The 18,096-nt window shown below is 64.7% G+C and carries 13 protein-coding genes; 10 read left to right on the forward strand and 3 right to left on the reverse strand.

Annotation, left to right across the window (positions count from 1 at the left end; genetic code table 11):
* The first annotated feature begins 79 nt into the window (after positions 1-79).
* Entirely contained in the window at positions 80-451 is a 372-nt protein-coding gene (locus NS365_RS10710) for a DUF423 domain-containing protein (RefSeq protein WP_058600266.1), read from the forward strand.
* 52 nt (positions 452-503) lie between these two features.
* Here the strand turns inward: NS365_RS10710 and NS365_RS10715 are convergent, their stop codons facing one another.
* Together NS365_RS10715 and mprF are read right to left on the reverse strand one after the other, a co-directional pair.
* Positions 504-1,934 (reverse strand): virulence factor family protein, encoded by a 1,431-nt coding sequence (locus tag NS365_RS10715; protein WP_058600267.1) that lies wholly within the window; start codon positions 1,932-1,934, stop codon positions 504-506.
* Entirely contained in the window at positions 1,931-4,507 is a 2,577-nt protein-coding gene (gene mprF / locus NS365_RS10720) for a bifunctional lysylphosphatidylglycerol flippase/synthetase MprF (protein ID WP_058600268.1), read from the reverse strand. The genes NS365_RS10715 and mprF overlap by 4 nt, the downstream gene beginning before the upstream one ends.
* Before the next feature lie 358 nt (positions 4,508-4,865).
* On the opposite strand from mprF, the gene NS365_RS10725 reads away from it, so the two are divergent.
* From NS365_RS10725 to NS365_RS10735, 3 genes are all read left to right on the forward strand, one after another.
* Positions 4,866-6,269 carry an NAD(P)-dependent oxidoreductase gene (locus NS365_RS10725; protein WP_058600269.1) on the forward strand — a complete coding sequence of 468 codons (1,404 nt, stop codon included), beginning with the start codon at positions 4,866-4,868 and terminating at the stop codon, positions 6,267-6,269.
* A gap of 32 nt (positions 6,270-6,301) precedes the next feature.
* Positions 6,302-7,645, forward strand: coding sequence for an NAD-dependent dihydropyrimidine dehydrogenase subunit PreA (preA, locus tag NS365_RS10730; protein ID WP_058600270.1), 1,344 nt, complete (start codon positions 6,302-6,304; stop codon positions 7,643-7,645).
* A gap of 219 nt (positions 7,646-7,864) precedes the next feature.
* Positions 7,865-10,315: a putative bifunctional diguanylate cyclase/phosphodiesterase gene (locus NS365_RS10735; RefSeq protein ID WP_058600271.1), complete on the forward strand. Its 2,451-nt coding sequence runs from the start codon at positions 7,865-7,867 to the stop codon at positions 10,313-10,315.
* Here NS365_RS10735 and NS365_RS10740 read toward each other — a convergent pair whose 3' ends face one another.
* Positions 10,316-11,011, reverse strand: a complete 696-nt coding sequence (locus NS365_RS10740) for a TetR family transcriptional regulator C-terminal domain-containing protein (RefSeq protein ID WP_058600272.1) — start codon at positions 11,009-11,011, stop codon at positions 10,316-10,318.
* 312 nt (positions 11,012-11,323) lie between these two features.
* On the opposite strand from NS365_RS10740, the gene NS365_RS10745 reads away from it, so the two are divergent.
* From NS365_RS10745 to NS365_RS10770, 6 genes are all read left to right on the forward strand, one after another.
* Positions 11,324-12,571, forward strand: a complete 1,248-nt coding sequence (locus NS365_RS10745) for a Zn-dependent hydrolase (RefSeq protein WP_058600293.1) — start codon at positions 11,324-11,326, stop codon at positions 12,569-12,571.
* Between the two features lie 35 nt (positions 12,572-12,606).
* Positions 12,607-14,055, forward strand: a complete 1,449-nt coding sequence (gene hydA, locus NS365_RS10750; RefSeq protein WP_058600273.1) for a dihydropyrimidinase — start codon at positions 12,607-12,609, stop codon at positions 14,053-14,055.
* Between the two features lie 9 nt (positions 14,056-14,064).
* Positions 14,065-14,901, forward strand: a complete 837-nt coding sequence (locus NS365_RS10755; RefSeq protein WP_058600274.1) for an ABC transporter ATP-binding protein — start codon at positions 14,065-14,067, stop codon at positions 14,899-14,901.
* Positions 14,902-15,027: 126 nt separating this feature from the next.
* Positions 15,028-15,858 (forward strand): ABC transporter permease, encoded by an 831-nt coding sequence (locus NS365_RS10760; RefSeq protein WP_430515418.1) that lies wholly within the window; start codon positions 15,028-15,030, stop codon positions 15,856-15,858.
* A complete protein-coding gene (locus NS365_RS10765; protein ID WP_082684545.1) occupies positions 15,855-16,823 on the forward strand; it encodes an ABC transporter permease in 969 nt (322 codons plus the stop codon). The genes NS365_RS10760 and NS365_RS10765 overlap by 4 nt, the downstream gene beginning before the upstream one ends.
* A 26-nt stretch (positions 16,824-16,849) precedes the next feature.
* A complete protein-coding gene (locus tag NS365_RS10770; RefSeq protein WP_058600275.1) occupies positions 16,850-17,839 on the forward strand; it encodes an ABC transporter substrate-binding protein in 990 nt (329 codons plus the stop codon).
* The last annotated feature ends 257 nt before the right edge of the window (positions 17,840-18,096 follow it).

Raw genomic sequence — 18,096 nt, forward strand, 5'->3', positions numbered from 1 at the left:
TTGCGCAGTGGCTCTGAGATTTCGAGAGCCGGGCGCGTGCTATGGCTGACGGCGCATGTCCTCTCCTGAAAGTCGCAGCATGACCCGTCTGAGCCATCGTATCGCTGTCGTCTTCGCCGGCCTGTTCGGCGCAGCGGGAACAGGGGGCGCGGCCTATGCCGCGCATGGCGGTGGGGATGCCAGTCTTGCCGCCATCGCGGCGGCTATCGCGTTCGTTCATGCGCCGGCGCTGCTGGCGCTCGGCCTCGGTGGCGATAGGCTGCGCGGGGCCGCTTGGCCGATCTTCGGTATGGTCCTCGGGGTCATCCTGTTTTCGGGCGATCTCGCCATGCGCCTCGCGACGGGTGATCGCCTGTTTTTCAACGCGGCCCCAACGGGAGGTTCGATCCTAATCCTCTCTTGGCTGCTGGTCGGCGTGCTGTCGCTGCGCGGGATGCGCTCTCCGACTTGAATTACCGGCCTGCCATGTGAAAAGACCCCGCTGTGGGCGGGGTCTTGAGAGATCAGGGCTTGGGCGCCGCGTCCGTTTCGGGTTCGGGCTGCGGCGTGGGGATCGCCGCCTGCGGCCCATGCTGGATCGCCTGGAGCAGGCGCTCCGCCAGCATCTCGTAATCCCCGTCGAAATGGTGGCCACCCTCGATCGCCACCTTGGCGGCACTCGCCAGCGCGGGCGCGAGGCAGGCCGTATCGGCTTCGTCCTCGGTGCCGTAGATGCAGAGGATCTTGGAGATCGGAACCGCTTCCAGAGCCTTCACCACGTCCTGATCGCCCGTCGCCATGCCGAGCCAGCCGCCGACCGAAATCTGGAAGCCGGTGTGCTGCGACGGGGCGAGCAGGCCGAGAAGGTCGATCCGGTCGGCCCAGATTTGCGGCAATTTCGGATAGGCGAAGGGGAGGGTGTCCGCCCCGAAGGAATAGCCCAGAAGCGCGACCGGCACGCCGGCCTTCGGATTGGCCTTGCCGAGAATGGTCTCGATATCGGTCGCCATCTGCTCCGGTGTCTTCTCCGACCAGAAATAGCGCAGCGCATCGACGCCGATCACTTCGACACCGTGCTCGGTCAGCCAATCGCCGATCGTCTTGTCGAGGTCACGCCAGCCGCCATCGCCCGAAACGAAAAGCGCGATGGCTGTGGGCTCGCCTGCCGGCTTGGAGATGATGATGGGGAGGGCGGAATTGTCGGCCTGGGAAATGTTCACCGCAGCCTGCGCCACGGCGTCCATGGCCAAAGCCGGGTCCTTGGCGACGATGTTCGCCGCCCGGTAAGGGGCACTGGGTGACAAGTCGGAGGAGTGGCCGTCCGGCGAAATGAACACGAAGGGTTGGATGAGATCGGCGTCACGATCATAGGCGTAGCCGCCCTTGCCGACCGAAGTGGGGATCGCGCCCTTGCAAATCGGCAGTTTGGAGCGCGCGGAGGGGGCGGCATCCAGCGCGACGCCGCCAGCCATGGTCGCCGGGGGCGTGTCGGCGACGGCCGCATAGGCGAGCGTGCCGCCGACGCCGCGTCCAATCACGACGGGGTGGAAGTAGGTCTGGAGATCGAGCGCGCGCAGGGCTTCCTTCGCGATGCCCTCGATGTCCGAGCCGAGATAAATGCAGTCGTCGCCTTTATCGATCTGCGCTTCGAGCCCCGCGCGCCAGCGCGTGATGTCGACAGGCAGCACGATCTCGCCCTTGTTCACCAGCCGCGCGGTGAGGTCCCGGTCCTCGCGCGTCAGCCCGCCTTCATCCGACAGGAGAATGGAAAGGCCCACAGGCTCGCCTTCGGGCTGGAAGACATCGACATTGTCCATATTCCCGTAGGAGACGATCGCGGCGGGAAGGGCCGCCGCGTTGGTGCTCTTCACACGGGGAATGAGGATCGACGCTGCCACGCCGCCGATGAGGACGGGCGCGAGGAAAGCGGCAAGAAGAAGGGGGGCTCGCTTCATGGGTCCTGCTTGGGTCGGCCGGAGATCAGGGTTGTCACGTCCACCAGCACCTTGGCCGTATCGAAGCCGCCGGGGCAGACGAGGTAATGCGGGGTCCAGACAGGACCGAATTTCTGCTTGAAGGATTTCAGCCCGTCAAATCGATAGAACGATCCGCCCCGCCGGTACAGGAAGGAGCCGAAGCGGTTCCAGCGCGAGGCGCCGCGCCGGTCCACCAGGCCGGACAAGGGCGCGGCTCCGAGATTGAACCACTTGTAGCCTTCGTCCCTGGCATGAAGCATTAGCCGCCCGAACAGCGCGTCCATGATGACCTTGGAGACATTGGGCAGGAAGCGCATGAGGTCGATCGAGATTTCCTCCTTGTTCGCCCCACGCCAGATATTGGCGAAGGCGACGATCGCTCCGTCCTTCTTCAGAACCGCCATGTCGAAATGGGCGAGATAGGCGCGGTCGAAATAGCCGAGGGAGAAGCCCTTCTCGGTTCCCGACTTCATCGCGAGCCAAGCGTCCGACACCGCTCGGAGCTCGTCCATATGGGCCACGACCTCGTCGCGCGGCATGACCGAGAAGACGAGGCCCTCGCGCTCGGCGCGCCGGATGGCGGTGCGAAGATCCTGTTTCTTGGGGCCTTCGATGGTGAAGGTGCCGAGATCCACGCGTGCGACCTCGCCGAGCTTGAGCGCCACCAGCCCCATGTCGAGATACATGGGCAGGCTTTGCGGCGGCACTTCGTAGAAGACCGTGCGCTCGGCGTGGGAATCCGCAAAGTCGCGGAAGGCCCAAGCGAGATCATGCACGACATCGGGCGGACCGACCGGTTCGCCCAAGGCGACGAGGCTTCCGCCCGAGCGCGCATACATGACGAAGCCACGCTTGTCCGGCGAGAACAGGAACCGCTTGTCACCCAGAAGCGCCAGCGCCGCATTGGTCTCGGGCGAGGCCTCGACGATGGGAAACACCTCGTCGGGAATGCGGCTGCGGCGCTGGACCCGGTCGGTCCGGCGATGGATGGCGACATCGAGCCCGACAAAGGCGATCACCGCGAAGGCGACGACCGTCGCGCGCAGGAAGCGCGGCGCATTGGCCGACAAGGCGAAGTCCCACCACATCGTGTTGGCGTATTCGACATGGCGATAGGCGAAGAAGCCGAGCCAGACCGAGGCGATGACGGTGGCCGAAACAGCTGCCAGCCAGCTCCAGGTGATGGCGAAGAGCCCGCGCATCGAGCGCCGATAGAAGGCGTGGCGGAAGCCGATCAGCAGCCCGGCAAGCAGCGAGAGGACGATGGCCTCTTCCCAGTCCAAACCCTTCGAGATCGAAAAGAGAGCACCGGCGATCAGAAGCGCGAAAGCGACGACCCAAGCCCGCCAGAGCCGCTTGGCGAGTCCGCGCGAGACGATCAGAAGCGCGACGCCGACGAAGCTCGCTGCCAGATGCGACATCTCGATGAAGGACAAGGGCAGGTAGTCGTTGAGAAGATCGAGGCGATAGGCCTTGCCGGGAGTCGCCCCGGAGAGAAGCAGGACCAGACCACCGCTGAAGGCCAGAACGGCCGTCGCCGGCGGAACCATTGGCTCCAGTGCGCGAGCCAGCTCCTTCATCGGGCCATGCAGCTTGCGACGGCGGCGCACGCCCTCGACCACGAGCAGACCCACCACCGTGACGAGAAGCGGCAGAACGGTGTAGATGAGGCGATAGACAAGGAGTGCTGCCACCACATCCGCGCGCTGCGACAAGCCGAGGCTGACGATGATCGTCGCCTCGAAGGCGCCAAGGCCGCCTGGCGCGCTGGATGCGACGCCGACCACGACCGCGACGGAAAACACGAGCGCGAAGAGAATGAAGGAATCCACCGTGCCCGGCGGCATCAGCACATAGAGAACGGCTGCTGCCGCGCCCACATCCACGATGCCGGCGATGAGCTGGACGATCGCGCCCTTGTGCGAGGGCAGGGGAAGGGAGAACTTGCCCAGGCGCGCCGTGCGCTCCCCGCCCGCCAGCCAGACCACGAAGCCGGCGACCAGCGCGACGAGCACGACCCCGATCGCCATGTCCACCACCGGGCCGGCTTCTCGGAACACGGGGACGCCGGACGGGTCCACGATCAAGGCCACGCCCAGCATGATGGCGAGCGCGAACCAGAGGGCGAACCAGGACGTGCCGACGATCCGCCCGATATCGGCCAGCTCGATGCCGCCGGACTTGTAAACGTGGTAGCGCAGCGCGCCGCCCGTCAGCAGAGGAAAGCCGAGCGCGTTCGAAATGGCATAGCCCGCCGCGCCCACCGTCGCGGCCACCGGCTTGGAGACCTTGCCGGGCGCGATCGTCTCCACCGCCACCACGTCATAGAGCGACACGGCGGCAAAGGAGACGACCGTGAACAGGAGGGCGAGAACCAGATCGAAGCCCGAGACCGCCTGGATGGCGCGCCGGACTTCGCCCAGCGTCAGCGTGTGGACCATGCTGCCGAGAGCCGCGAAGGCGGCGATCGTGATGGCGAGGCCCAGAAGGGCGGGCACATATTTGCGCCATGCGCGAGAGGAAATGCGGTCGGCCTTGGCCTCGATGGTCATCAGTCGAATCCCGATGGTCTCGCATCTCCGGCAGCGCCGGAGCGAAGGGGATTTACCCCGCCTCACGATGGGAGCAAGCCCATGGGACGAGATTGCGCAAAAATGAGGACAAACTCCTATCCCCTGCCCATGAATTCGCGCTGGTTTGCCGCTGCAAAAGGCAAATTCATCTTTCTTTTGACCAAACGATAAAAACTTTTGACGGGCACGAATCTTCGAAGCATTCTGATTTGGAACGGTTCGAAACTCGGTGTTCCCAAACTTTAGCGGGGGTCGGCCGTGATGCCAGCAAACCGCTGAGGCGCGCCTCGCAGGCCATGGTCGCGACGCGCCGAAGCCCTTGCCCGAAGGGTTTCCCATGTCCGAAATCCGCATGAGCCCACCCGACATCGCCGCCGGCCGACTGGCGACTGATAGCCTCGCCCGAGGCTTTTCCGACATCCATCCGCCGCTGGAGGCGCATGAGGCGCTCGTCGAGGCCGACCGCTGCTACTTCTGCTATGACGCGCCCTGTATGCGAGCCTGCCCGACCTCGATCGACGTGCCGCTTTTCATTCGCGAAATTCAGGCGGGCAACCCGGTCGGCGCGGCCAAGACGATCTTCGAGGCCAATATTCTGGGCGGCATGTGCGCCCGCGTCTGCCCGACCGAGACGCTCTGCGAGGAAGCGTGCGTGCGCGAGGCGGCCGAGGGCAAGCCGGTCAAGATCGGCCTGCTTCAGCGTTTCGCCACGGACCATCTGATCGAGGCCGGTCGCCATCCGTTCCAACGCGCAGCGCCAACGGGCCACAGCGTCGCAGTGGTCGGGGCCGGACCGGCGGGCCTGTCCTGTGCCCATCGCCTCGCTATGCTCGGCCATAGCGTGACGCTCTACGATGCTCGGCCCAAACCCGGCGGCCTCAACGAATATGGCATCGCGGCCTACAAGGCGACGAATGGTTTCGCGCAGGCCGAGGTGGAGTTCATCCTGGAGATCGGCGGCATTACGCTCGTCAACGATCAGGCGCTCGGGCGCGACCTGCATCTGGCCAATCTGCGCGCGCAGTTCGATGCGGTGTTTCTGGGTCTCGGCCTTGCCGGCGTCAACGCGCTGGGCGCGGAAGGGGAAGCCAGTTCCGGCTCTCATGATGCGGTGGCCTGGATCGCGGAGCTACGCCAGACCACGAATCTGTCCGAGCTCCCGGTCGGGCGGCGGGTGGTGGTGATCGGCGGCGGCATGACGGCGATTGACGCGGCCGTGCAGGCCAAGGCTCTGGGCGCGGAAGAGGTGACGCTGGCTTATCGACGCGGACGCGAGGAGATGAACGCGTCGCGCTACGAGCAGGAGATCGCGCAGACGCGCGGCGTCCATATTCGGTGTCATCTGACGCCCCGGCGGATTCTGGCCGAGAACGGGCATGTGCGCGGCATCGAGTTGGAGCGCACGCGCAGCGTGGAGGGCCAACTGGACCTGACCGGCGAGATCGTGACGATCGAAGCCGATCAAGTGTTCAAGGCGATCGGACAGCAGTTTCTGCCCAGCGGGACGGGCGAGGGCGCCGGCTTGTCGATGGAGCGAGGCCGCATCCGGGTCGATGCCGAGCGACGTACCAGCCTGCCCGGCGTCTGGGCTGGCGGAGACTGCGTGTCCGGCGGGAGCGATCTGACGGTCGTGGCGGTGGAGGACGGCAAACAGGCTGCCTTGTCGATTCACCGGATGCTGTCGGTCGCCGCCTCGGTTCGCGACGATACCAGAACCGACTCGGCGCTCGCCACGCGCTGATCCCGAAGACCGGACGATTTGGAGACACGATCATGGCAGACCTGTCGACGAGCTTCATCGGGATTTCCTCGCCCAATCCGTTTTGGCTGGCCTCGGCCCCGCCGACCGACAAGGAATACAATGTCCAGCGCGCGTTCGAGGCGGGCTGGGGCGGCGTCGTCTGGAAGACGCTGGGAGAGGGTGATCCGGTCGTCAACGTCAACGGCCCGCGCTATGGCGCGATCCATGGGCCCGACCGTCGGCTTCTGGGCCTCAACAATATCGAGCTGATCACCGATCGCTCGCTGGACCTCAATCTGGAGGAGATCGCGCGGGTCAAGCGCAACTGGCCGGACCGGGCGATGATCGTTTCGCTCATGGTGCCTTGCGAGGAAAAAAGCTGGCAGTCCATTCTGGCGCGTGTCGAAGAAACGGGCTGCGACGGCGTTGAGCTGAACTTCGGCTGCCCGCACGGCATGTCGGAGCGCGGCATGGGCTCGGCCGTTGGTCAGGTGCCCGAATATATCGAAATGGTGGCGGCATGGTGCAAGACGCATTCGCGCCTGCCGGTGATCGTCAAGCTGACGCCCAATATCACCGACATCCGCTATCCCGCGCGCGCCGCCCGCCGCGGCGGTGCCGACGCGGTGTCGCTGATCAACACGATCTCCTCCATCGTTTCGATCGACCTCGACAATTTCGCCCCGACGCCGACCATCGACGGCAAGGGCAGCCATGGCGGCTATTGCGGGCCGGCGGTGAAACCGATCGCGCTCAACATGGTGGCCGAGATCGCACGCGATGGCGAAACGCGCGGCCTGCCCATGTCGGGGATCGGCGGAGTCACAACCTGGCGGGACGCGGCCGAATTCATCGCGCTCGGCTGCGGCACGGTGCAGGTCTGCACGGCGGCCATGACCTACGGATTCAAGGTCGTGAAGGAGATGACGTCGGGTCTCTCGGATTGGATGGACGAAAAAGGCTACCGCACGATCGAGGACTTCCGCGGCCGCGCCGCGCCCAACGTCACCGACTGGCAGTATCTCAACCTCAATTACGTCACCAAGGCCCGAATCAATCAGGACCTCTGCATCAGCTGCGGGCGCTGCCATATCGCCTGCGAGGACACATCGCATCAGGCGATCACCAACATGGTGAATGGTCGTCGCCGGTTCGAGGTGATCGACGAGGAATGCGTAGGCTGCAACCTGTGCGTCAATGTCTGCCCGGTCGAGTCCTGTATCACGATGGAGCCGATCCAGGGCATCGACCCGCGCACGGGCAAATCCATACCCGAATCCTATTCCAACTGGACCGTGCATCCCAACAATCCGATGCGCAAGGAGACGTTGCAGTTCGCGCCGGAGCCCGTGGTTCTGCCCAATGCTGCTGAATGATTGACCGAAATCTTTGCAACCTTGGGGAGCGGGCTCGAGTGTTTGGGCTGGGCTGTTCCCAACGATCCGCCCGAACCTGCGGCGAAGATAGCATTGAAAGTATGTTTCTTCGCCGCCGGTTCGTAACGGAAGAATAAGATGCGGATGCGAGTGTCGAGTGTGATGTCAGAGCGCGAACCTCGAAAGGGGCAAGCGCTCGCAAGAGCATGAGTTGGCCTCGTGAAGTCCATAAACGCCAAACTTCTGATCAGCGGTTTGCTACTGGCGCTTCTGTCCGGCTTCGCCGGGCTTGTGGTCATTCAAAGCAATCGATCCGCCGCCGAGATCGCGACGGCGATGATCCACCAGGGCATCGATCCCCTCGATCAACTGGAGGGGGCCGCTCGCTCGCTGGGTGATCTGGAGCGGCGGTTCAATGCCGTGCCCGATTCGCTGAGCGAATTGCCGATGTTGAGGACCGAGGAGGCCGCCGAGCTTCTGACGAGCCTGACCGAGATCGTGCGCAAAGTGCGCGGTGCCATGGTCGCACTCCCCAACGGCGGTCAAGGCCACAAGCTCGATCAGCTCTTCTATTCGATCAACCGTCTGCGCACCTCCGAAGGCGACGTGACGCATCGGCTGGTCCGCCGCGAACTGGCCAATATTCTGAACGAGGTGGACGCCGCGATCGATCTGATCCGCGACGATCTCATTCGTATGCATGAGCGCACGCAGTCCGAGCGCCGCACCATCGATCTCGCCGTCATGGCCGGTGGCGCGGGTGGCCTGATGATCGGCCTCCTGCTCATCCTCTACCTCTCGCGCAGCATCTCGCGCCCGATCCGCAGCGCCGCGACGATCCTTCGTCAGGTCGGAGGAGCACCCAATAGCGGGAGCCACCATCAGACGAGCGACATGATGGCTGATCTTGAAGCGGCGATCCGCTTCGTGGAAACCGTGATCGAGACCAAGGACCGCTCGTCGAAGCTTCTGAAGTCCACCTCGGCGGCTCACATACAGGCCGCGGTGGAACGTCAGCAGAACCGTCTGAGAATAGCTCTCGACGCCTTGCAGAAACCGCTCTGCCTCGTGGACGAGGGCGGTCGCATGACCGACGCGAACGCCGCTTTCCTTCACATGTTTCCGGGTCTGACGGTCGGCAGTCACATCTCGTCCTGGACCGACCATACCCAACTGACACAGCTTCTTGCGGCGCGGGCTCAGGATGAGGTGGTGACGTTCCCGGACGGGTGGACATGCCGTGTGCGGTGCCATTCCAATCCGATCGACAATGGCGTCATCGCCGTGTTCAACGAACTTACGAACCAGGACACGGCGCAGCGCGAGTTGGAGCGCATCTCGTCGCAGGATTCCCTGACTGGCCTGTTGAACCGGGATGCTTTCCATCACGATCTGGAAAACGCCTTGAAAGTAGGCGAGACCCCGTTCTTCGTTGTGGTGGTGGACGTGGTGGCGTTCAAGACCGTCAACACGACGCTGGGTCTGACGGCGGGCGACGAGCTTCTACGCGCGGTCGGCGAGCGGCTGAGCGCGATAGCAGGGCCGGGCGGGCGCGTGGCGCGCTTGGCGGGCGACGAATTCGGTCTGATCGTGAGAGGCGAGAATGCCGTGCGGGCGCCCGAACGGTTCGGCCGGGTCATCGTGCAGGACTTCGCGCGTCGCCCCGTCACGATCATCGGCCGTCCTCTGGCGGTGCGGATCGCAGTCGGCGTGGTGCCGGACCTCCAGCCCGGCAGCGGGCTCGATGTCCAGACCGTCATGCGCGACTGCGAAATCGCCCTTGCGACCGCCAAGAAGAGCGCGTCCGACCCCTTCTGCGTCTACGCGCCCGAAATTCAGAAAGAGCATCAGAACCGCCAGGACATCGAACGCGATCTGCGCGAAGCGCTGGCGCGCGGCGAGTTCGAACTGCACTTCCAGCCCTTTGTCGACGTGAAGCGCGGTTGCGTCTCGGGCTTCGAGGCGCTGGTGCGCTGGAACTCCCCGACGCGCGGCCGCGTGTCGCCCGGCGTGTTCATTCCGATCATGGAGGAAACCGGCCTGATCGTGCCGCTCGGACTTTTCGTCCTGCGCGATGCCTGTCGGCAGGCGGCTCACTGGCCGGAAGGGTTGACCCTGTCCATCAACCTGTCGCCGCGCCAGTTCGAGGGCGGGGACATCGTGGCCGACGTGCGCCAATCGCTGGCCGAGACCCGGCTCGACCCCAAGCGCCTCCAGCTCGAAGTTACCGAATCGCTGTTCCTCTCGGACGGCGACCGGGTTCTCACGGTGCTGAACGCCCTGCGCGGGCTGGGCGTGGCCATGTCGATGGACGATTTCGGGACTGGCTATTCGTCGCTCGGCTATCTCAGCCGGTTCCCCTTCGACAAGATCAAGATCGACCAGTCCTTCGTGCGCGATCTCGACCGCAAGGAGAACATGGCGATCGTGCGCGCGGTGCTGGGCCTTGGCGCCTCGATGAAGCTCGCCGTCATCGCCGAAGGCGTGGAAACGGCGGAGCAGATGCGGGTGCTGCAGGAGGAGGGCTGCGACGAGATGCAGGGCTATCTCTTCTCGCGCCCCCGACCCGCGGGCGATTTGCCCAAGATGCTGGTCGACATCAAGGAAGGCTTCCAGCAGGGCCGTTTCGGCAGAGAAGTGAACGTCATACCCATGCTTCGCAGCGTCTGATCAGCCCTCCGGTGCGTCGGCGATGACTCGCTCGCTCGCAGCGTCCGCAGAATGTCTGACGCCGCCCAGGATGATGCCGAGGACCGCCTGTGTCGTCTCGGCGAGAAAGTCCGGCGATTTCGAACGATCGCCCAGCACCGCGTCGATCTGCACCGCGAAATCCGCATAGTGCTGCGTCGTCGCCCATATGACGAAAATGAGATGGACGGGATCGACAGGCGCAAGCCGACCGGTATCGATCCAATGGCGAATCACGGCCGCCTTTGCCTCCACCAACACCCGTAGCTCGGTCTGGAGAAAGGCGCGAAGAACCGGCGCGCCGTTGAGGATTTCATTGGCGAAGAGACGCGAGGCTTCCGGCTGCTCGAACGACATGCGCAGCTTGTCCTCGATATAGGCTCGAAGCTCCGTTTCCGGATCACCGTCGCGCTCCAGAGTGCGCAAGGGGGACAGCCATTGCGTCAGCGTGCGCTGAAGCACGGCCTCGTAGATGTCCTCCTTCCGTCGGAAGTAATAAAGAAGGTTCGGTTTCGACATGCCCGCGCGCTGCGCGATCTGATCGATCGTCGAGCCGCGAAAGCCATAGGCCGCAAAGATCGGCAGCGCTGCCTGGAGTATGGTTTCGCGGTTGGCCGCCTGGATGCGCGTCTGCGCCCGTGCTCCGGTCTCGCCACTGGATGACGCTTCGGTTTTCATGCTGCAGCTGCCTCAAGTTTTTGCGCTGCAATCACCTGCATCGGATTCATGCAAATCGACCTTGACCGTCTTCTGCGGAGCTTCTAGCCTCTGTTTTGACCATAGAGTCAATGAACAGGGCGATGGGGCGCAAGCGGTAAACCGTTCACCGAACGGGGGGCCGAAACCACGAGCGCACCGCACCCGATCCCTTCTTCACCCGCTTGTCGGGGTCGACCGTCGCCTATCGCTCGGGCGGCGAGAGAGGTGTGGTGCGCGCAGCGCGCTTTGACCTCTGGATGCCAGTCTTCAGCCTGCATGGACGTGATCCGAATGAGCCTTCTCTCCAATCTCCAAACCAACGGCGACCGTCTCTGGGAGGCGTTGGAGGACATGGCGAGGATCGGACCTGGGATCGCGGGCGGCAACAACCGCCAAACCTTGACGGATGCCGACAGCGAGGGCCGCCATCTCTTTCGCCGCTGGGCGGAGGCCGCAGGCCTCAGCATGGCCGTCGATACGATGGGCAATATGTTCTTTCGGCGCGAGGGCGCGGAGCCCGACCTCGATCCGGTCTATATGGGCTCGCATCTCGACACGCAGCCGACGGGCGGGAAATATGACGGCGTTCTGGGTGTGCTCGGCGCGCTCGAAGTCGTGCGCAGCCTGGACGATCTCGGCATCCGCACGCGGCGGCCTATCGTCATCGTGAACTGGACCAACGAGGAAGGGACGCGCTTCGCCCCCGCCATGCTCTCATCCGGCGTCTTCGCGGGCCTGCATGACGAGTCCTGGGCAAAGAGCCGCGTGGATGCCAAGGGTCTGCGGTTCGGCGACGAGCTGAAGCGGATCGGCTGGGAGGGCGCGGAGCCGGTCGGCCAGCGCCCGATCCATGCGCTGTTCGAACTCCATATCGAGCAGGGGCCGATCCTGGAGGACGAAGGCATCGACATTGGTGTCGTCACGCACGGGCAGGGGCTTTACTGGCTGGAGGTGACGCTCACCGGGCGCGAAAGCCATACGGGCTCGACGCCCATGCCCAAGCGCCGGAACGCCGGCCTCGGGCTCGCCCGCGTGACGGAACTCGTGCACCGCGTGGCGATGGCGCGCCAACCGGGCGCGGTCGGCGCGATCGGGCATATCGATGTCTATCCGAACTCGCGCAACATCATTGCTGGCCGTGTCACCTTCACGATCGACATTCGCTCGCCCGACAAGTCCGTCTTGGACGCCATGCGCGCTGAGATCGAAGCCGGCATCACTGAGATCGCCTCCGACCTCTCGCTGGAGGCGTCCGTCGAAGAGGTCGGGCATTTCGATCCCGTCACCTTCGATCCCGCCTGCGTCGCCGCCGTGCGCGCGGCGGCCGAGCGGCTGGGATACAGCCATCGCGACATTGTTTCAGGCGCGGGGCATGACGCCTGCTGGATCAACCGCGTGGCGCCGACCTCCATGATCTTCTGCCCCTGCGAGGGGGGGCTCAGTCACAACGAAGCCGAAGCCATCACGCCGGAATGGGCCAAGCGCGGCGCGGACGTGCTGCTGGGCGCGGTGGTGGAAACGGCGGGCGTCGTCGCCTGACGGCTGACGGTGCGGGACAGGACGGGGAGTTCAACATGAGCATTGCGATCAAGGGCGGCACCATCGTCACCGCCGATCTGACCTATCGGGCCGACATTCTGGTGGAAGACGGGCGGATCGCCGCGATCGGCCCGGACCTTGCCGGCGACGAGGTGGTGGACGCATCGGGCGCTTACGTCATGCCGGGCGGCATTGACCCGCACACCCATCTCGAAATGCCCTTCATGGGCACGCACTCCTCGGACGATTTCGATACGGGCACGGCGGCGGGTCTGGCTGGCGGCACGACCATGGTGGTGGATTTCTGCCTGCCCGCGCCGGAGCAGGGACTGATCGACGCGCTGCAGGAATGGCATCAGAAAGCCGGCAAGGCGCGGTCCGACTATTCCTTTCACATGGCGATCACCTGGTGGGGCGAGCGCGTCTTTGCCGAGATGCCGAAGGTCGTTTCCGAGGGCATCAACACGTTCAAGCACTTCATGGCCTATAAGGGGGCCTTGATGGTGAACGACGACGAGATGTTCGCCTCCTTCTCGCGCTGCGCCGAGATCGGCGCCATGCCGCTCGTTCACGCCGAGAACGGCGATGTCGTCGCCTTTCTCCAGCAGAAGCTTCTGGGCGAGGGCAACAATGGGCCGGAAGCGCATGGCTATTCCCGCCCGCCCGAGGTGGAAGGGGAAGCCACCAACCGCGCGATTATGATTGCCGATCAGGCGGGCGTGCCGCTCTATGTCGTTCATGTCTCCTGCGAGGAAGCACACGAGGCCATCCGCCGGGCGCGGGCCAAAGGGATGCGCGTCTTCGGCGAGCCCTTGATCCAGCACCTGACGTTGGACGAGAGCGAATATCAGAACCCCGACTGGGACTACGCCGCCCGCCGCGTCATGAGCCCTCCCTTTCGCAATCGAAAGCATCAGGATTCGCTCTGGGCCGGCCTTCAATCCGGCTCGCTTCAGGTCGTGGCGACCGATCACTGCGCCTTCACCAGCGAGCAGAAGCGCTTCGGCGTGGGAGATTTCACGAAGATCCCGAACGGCACGGGCGGCTTGGAAGATCGCCTCGCCGTGCTCTGGACCAAGGGCGTGAACACCGGCCGGCTGACGATGAACGAGTTCGTCGCCGCGACCTCCACCAACATCGCCAAGATTCTGAACATCTATCCGCGAAAGGGCGCGATCCTGCCGGGCGCGGATGCCGATCTCGTGGTCTGGGATCCGGCGGCCACCAAGACCGTTTCCGCCGCGACGCAGAAATCGGCCATCGACTACAATGTCTTCGAAGGGTTCGAATTGAAGGGTCTGCCCGCCGTCACCCTGTCTCGCGGCAAGATCGCCTATGCCAAGGGCGAAGTTCGGGCCGGCACGGGCGAAGGGCGCTTCGTCGAGCGCCCGGCCAATGCGCCGGTGGGTAAGGCGCTCTCGACCTGGAAGGAACTGACCGCGCCGCGCAAGGTCGAGCGCTCCGGCATTCCGGCGGGCGTCTGAACCATGCGGATGGGGCTCGATCCGAGCGAGGCATCCTTGCGAGCAGCACCGGGCACATCGGCCGCGAACGTCTCGAAGGTGATCGAGGCCGAGGGCCTGACGCTCACTTTCGAGACGGCGGACGGTCCCGTCCATGCGTTGAAGGATGTCGGCCTCAGCGTGAACCGGGGCGAGTTCGTTTCCTTCATCGGCCCGTCCGGCTGCGGCAAAACCACGCTGCTCCGCGTCATCGCCGATCTCGAACAGCCGACATCGGGTGCAATCCGTGTCAACGGCCTGTCGCCGGAAGAGGCTCGCCTTGCGCGCGCCTATGGCTACGTGTTTCAGGCGGCGGCGCTGTATCCTTGGCGCAATATCGAACGCAACGTCGCGCTCCCGCTGGAGATCATGGGCCTGGCAAAGGCGGAGCGCTCCGACCGCGTCAGCCGCAATCTCGATCTCGTCGGGCTTTCGGGCTTCGGGCGGAAATATCCCTGGCAGCTTTCGGGCGGCATGCAGCAGCGCGCGTCCATCGCTCGCGCTCTGTCCTTCGACCCCGACCTTCTTTTGATGGACGAGCCCTTCGGCGCGCTGGACGAGATCGTGCGAGACCGGCTCAACGAGGAGCTTCTGAAGCTCTGGGCGAAGACCCGCAAGACCGTGATCTTCGTGACGCATTCCATTCCCGAAGCGGTGTTCCTGTCGACGCGCATCGTCGTGATGAGCCCGCGGCCCGGCCGGATCATCGACATCGTGGATTGCGATCTTGGCCCCGACCGCCCGCTCGAAATCCGCCAAACGCCGCGCTTTCTGGAAATCGCGCATCGCGTCCGCGAGGGGCTGAAGGCGGGGCACTCCTATGATTGAGCGCCGATCTTGAGCGCCGCACCACCCCTTGCCGAACCCGGCGCTGCCATCGGGCTGAGCACCCACCCACGCCGTCGCTGGCCGAGCGGGGCAGGGCGATTCGGTCCCATTCTCGCGATCGTCGCCGTGTTGCTTCTGATCTGGTACGCAGCGGCCGTGCCGATGAACTGGCAGACGGAGGGTGACAAACTGGCCCGGGCCGGGGCCGCCCCGGATTTTCTCAACCATGTCCTCGCCACATGGTCGGCGGAGCGGCCGATCCTGCCCGCGCCTCACCAGATCGCCATGGATCTCTGGAAGACCGTGGTGGAAACGCGCGCGTCTTCGCCGCGCTCGCTTCTGTTCCACGCCGGCGTCACGCTGTCCTCCACGCTGATCGGCTTCGTCATGGGCTCGGTGCTGGGCATCGCCTTGGCCATCGGCATCCTGCATTCGCGCACGCTCGACCGCAGCCTGATGCCTTGGATCATCGCCTCGCAAACGATCCCGATCCTTGCCATCGCGCCGATGATCATCGTGGTGCTGAATTCGGTCGGCATTTCCGGCCTGCTGCCGAAGGCGATCATTTCGACTTATCTGTCCTTCTTCCCGGTTACCGTCGGCATGGTGAAGGGCCTGCGGTCGCCCGACGCGATGCAACTCGATCTCATGCGCTCCTATGCGGCCTCGCGCGGGCAGACGCTTTGGAAACTGCGCCTTCCCGCCTCGCTGCCCTTTCTCTTCGCCTCGATGAAGATCGCCGTCGCGGCCGCTCTGGTCGGGGCCATCGTCGGCGAATTGCCGACCGGCGCGGTGGCGGGTCTCGGCGCCCGTCTTCTGGCCGGCTCCTATTACGGGCAGACGATCCAGATCTGGTCGGCGCTGGTCGCGGCCTCTGTTCTGGCCGGGCTTCTGGTGGCGCTGATCGGCCTGGTCGAACGTCTGACCTTGCGCGCGAGCGGGGGAGCGCGCCGATGAGCCTTGCCCTGTCCCATCGCGCGCCGCAAGCAGAGACGGCCGATTGGGCGGCTCTCGCTCTTGGCCTTGCTGCGCTGGTTCTGGCCTTTCAACTGCTCGCGCTGGGAGCGGTCGGCCCGATCTTCTGGCTCGCGACGCTTGTCTTTTGGCTGGCGTCCTGGCGCGTCGCGGCGGCTTTGGCGCATGGCCGCTTCCTGGGCCTGCAGGCGGGCGGGGCGCTGGTGCCGATTGTCTTCGGCCTGACGCTTCTCTGCCTCTGGGAACTCGTGGTGTGCGGGCTCGCGGTGCCGGTGGTCCTTCTGCCCGCGCCTTCGGCCATTGGGATGCGCCTCGTGAATTCCCTGCCGCTTCTCTGGGCGGATTTCCGGCAGACCTTCCTGAAGGCGGTTCTGGCCGGTTATATCCTTGGCTGCTGTCTGGGCTTTCTCACTGCTCTGCTAGTGGATCGCTCGCCCTTTCTGCGGCGTGGCCTTCTGCCGATCGGCAATCTCATGTCGGCCCTGCCGATCATCGGCGTCGCGCCGATCATGGTCATGTGGTTCGGCTTCGACTGGCCGTCCAAGGCGGCCGTGGTCGTCATTATGACCTTCTTCCCCATGCTGGTGAACACGGTGGCGGGCCTCTCGGCGGCGGGCACCATGGAGCGCGACCTGATGCGCACCTATGCGGCCTCGCCAGGGCAGTCGCTTTTGCGGCTGCGGCTGCCGGCCGCCATGCCCTTCATCTTCAACGCGCTGAAGATCAATTCGACGCTGGCGCTGATCGGGGCCATCGTAGCCGAATTCTTCGGCACGCCCATCGTCGGCATGGGATTTCGCATCTCCGCCGAGATCGGCCGCCTGAACACGGACATGGTCTGGGCCGAAATCGCCGTCGCGGCTCTCGCCGGTTCCGGATTCTATGCGCTCGTGGCCTTTGCCGAGCGGCTCGTCACCTTCTGGCATCCGTCCATGCGGAGCCGTTGAACCCCACCCTTCAAGGAGTGAAACGAATGCGACGTTTGATGTCTGCCGGCCTTTTCGCCCTTCTCGCCAGCAGCGCCGCCCATGCGGCCGATCCGCTGACGCTTCAGCTCAAATGGGTCACGCAGGGCCAGTTCGCCGGCTACTATGTCGCCAAGGAGAAGGGCTTCTATGACGAAGCCGGACTGGACGTGACGATCAAGCCGGGAGGCCCCGATGTCGCGCCCGAGCAGGTGATCGCCGGCGGCGGGGCGGATGTGATCGTGGACTGGATGCCGGCCGCGCTGGCCGCGCGCGAAAAGGGCCTGCCGCTCGTCAATATCGCCCAGCCCTTCAAGGCGTCGGGCATGGAACTGACTTGCCGCAAGGACACAGGCATCGCCGCACCGGCCGACTTCAAGGGCAAGACGCTCGGCGTCTGGTTCTCGGGCAACGAATATCCGTTCCTGTCCTGGATGTCGAAGCTCAAGCTCTCGACGCAGGGCGGGCCGGATGGTGTCACCGTGGTCAAGCAGGGCTTCAACGTCGATCCGCTGATCCAGAAGCAGGCCGACTGCATCTCGACCATGACCTATAACGAATATTGGCAGGTGATCGACGCCGGCATTCCCGCCGACCAGCTGACCGTCTTCAAATACGAGGACCAGGGCGTCGCGACGCTGGAGGACGGGCTCTACACGACCGAGGCCAAGCTCGCCGACCCCGCCATGGTCGACAAGCTTGCCCGTTTCGTGAAGGCCTCGATGAAGGGCTGGGCCTATGCGGCCGAGCACCCGGACGAGGCGGCCGAGATCGTGCTCGACAACGACTCGACCGGGGCCCAGACCGAAAGCCATCAGAAGCGCATGGTCTCGGAGGTCAACAAGCTCGTCGGCGGATCGGACGGCACGCTCGACGTGAAGGCCGCCGAGAACACGGTCGCCGTCCTGATGGGCGGTGGCTCCGATCCCGTCATTACCAAGAAGCCCGAGGGTGCTTGGACCAGCGCCGTCACGGACAAGATGAAGACGCTGAAATAAGGCGTAGATCGAACAGGGCGCGGTGGTGCCGCGCCCCATCCTCGACGCGGGTTGGATTGGTGGAAGCTCGGCGTTCAACCGCCGCAGGGGGGCTGCCATAGCGGGAGCGCGCACGAGGGCGCGAACCGGAAAGCCGTGGCGGAGCGCAGCGCGGACGGTGGCGGACCCTGGGACGCCATTGGGGAGGGTGATGAGAACGGGGCGGGGGAGGCGCGGCAGTGTCACGAAGGAATCTCACTGCGTATAATAAAAATTAT

Origin of the sequence: Aureimonas ureilytica (assembly GCF_001475935.1) — a bacterium.
Lineage (GTDB): Bacteria > Pseudomonadota > Alphaproteobacteria > Rhizobiales > Rhizobiaceae > Aureimonas > Aureimonas ureilytica_A.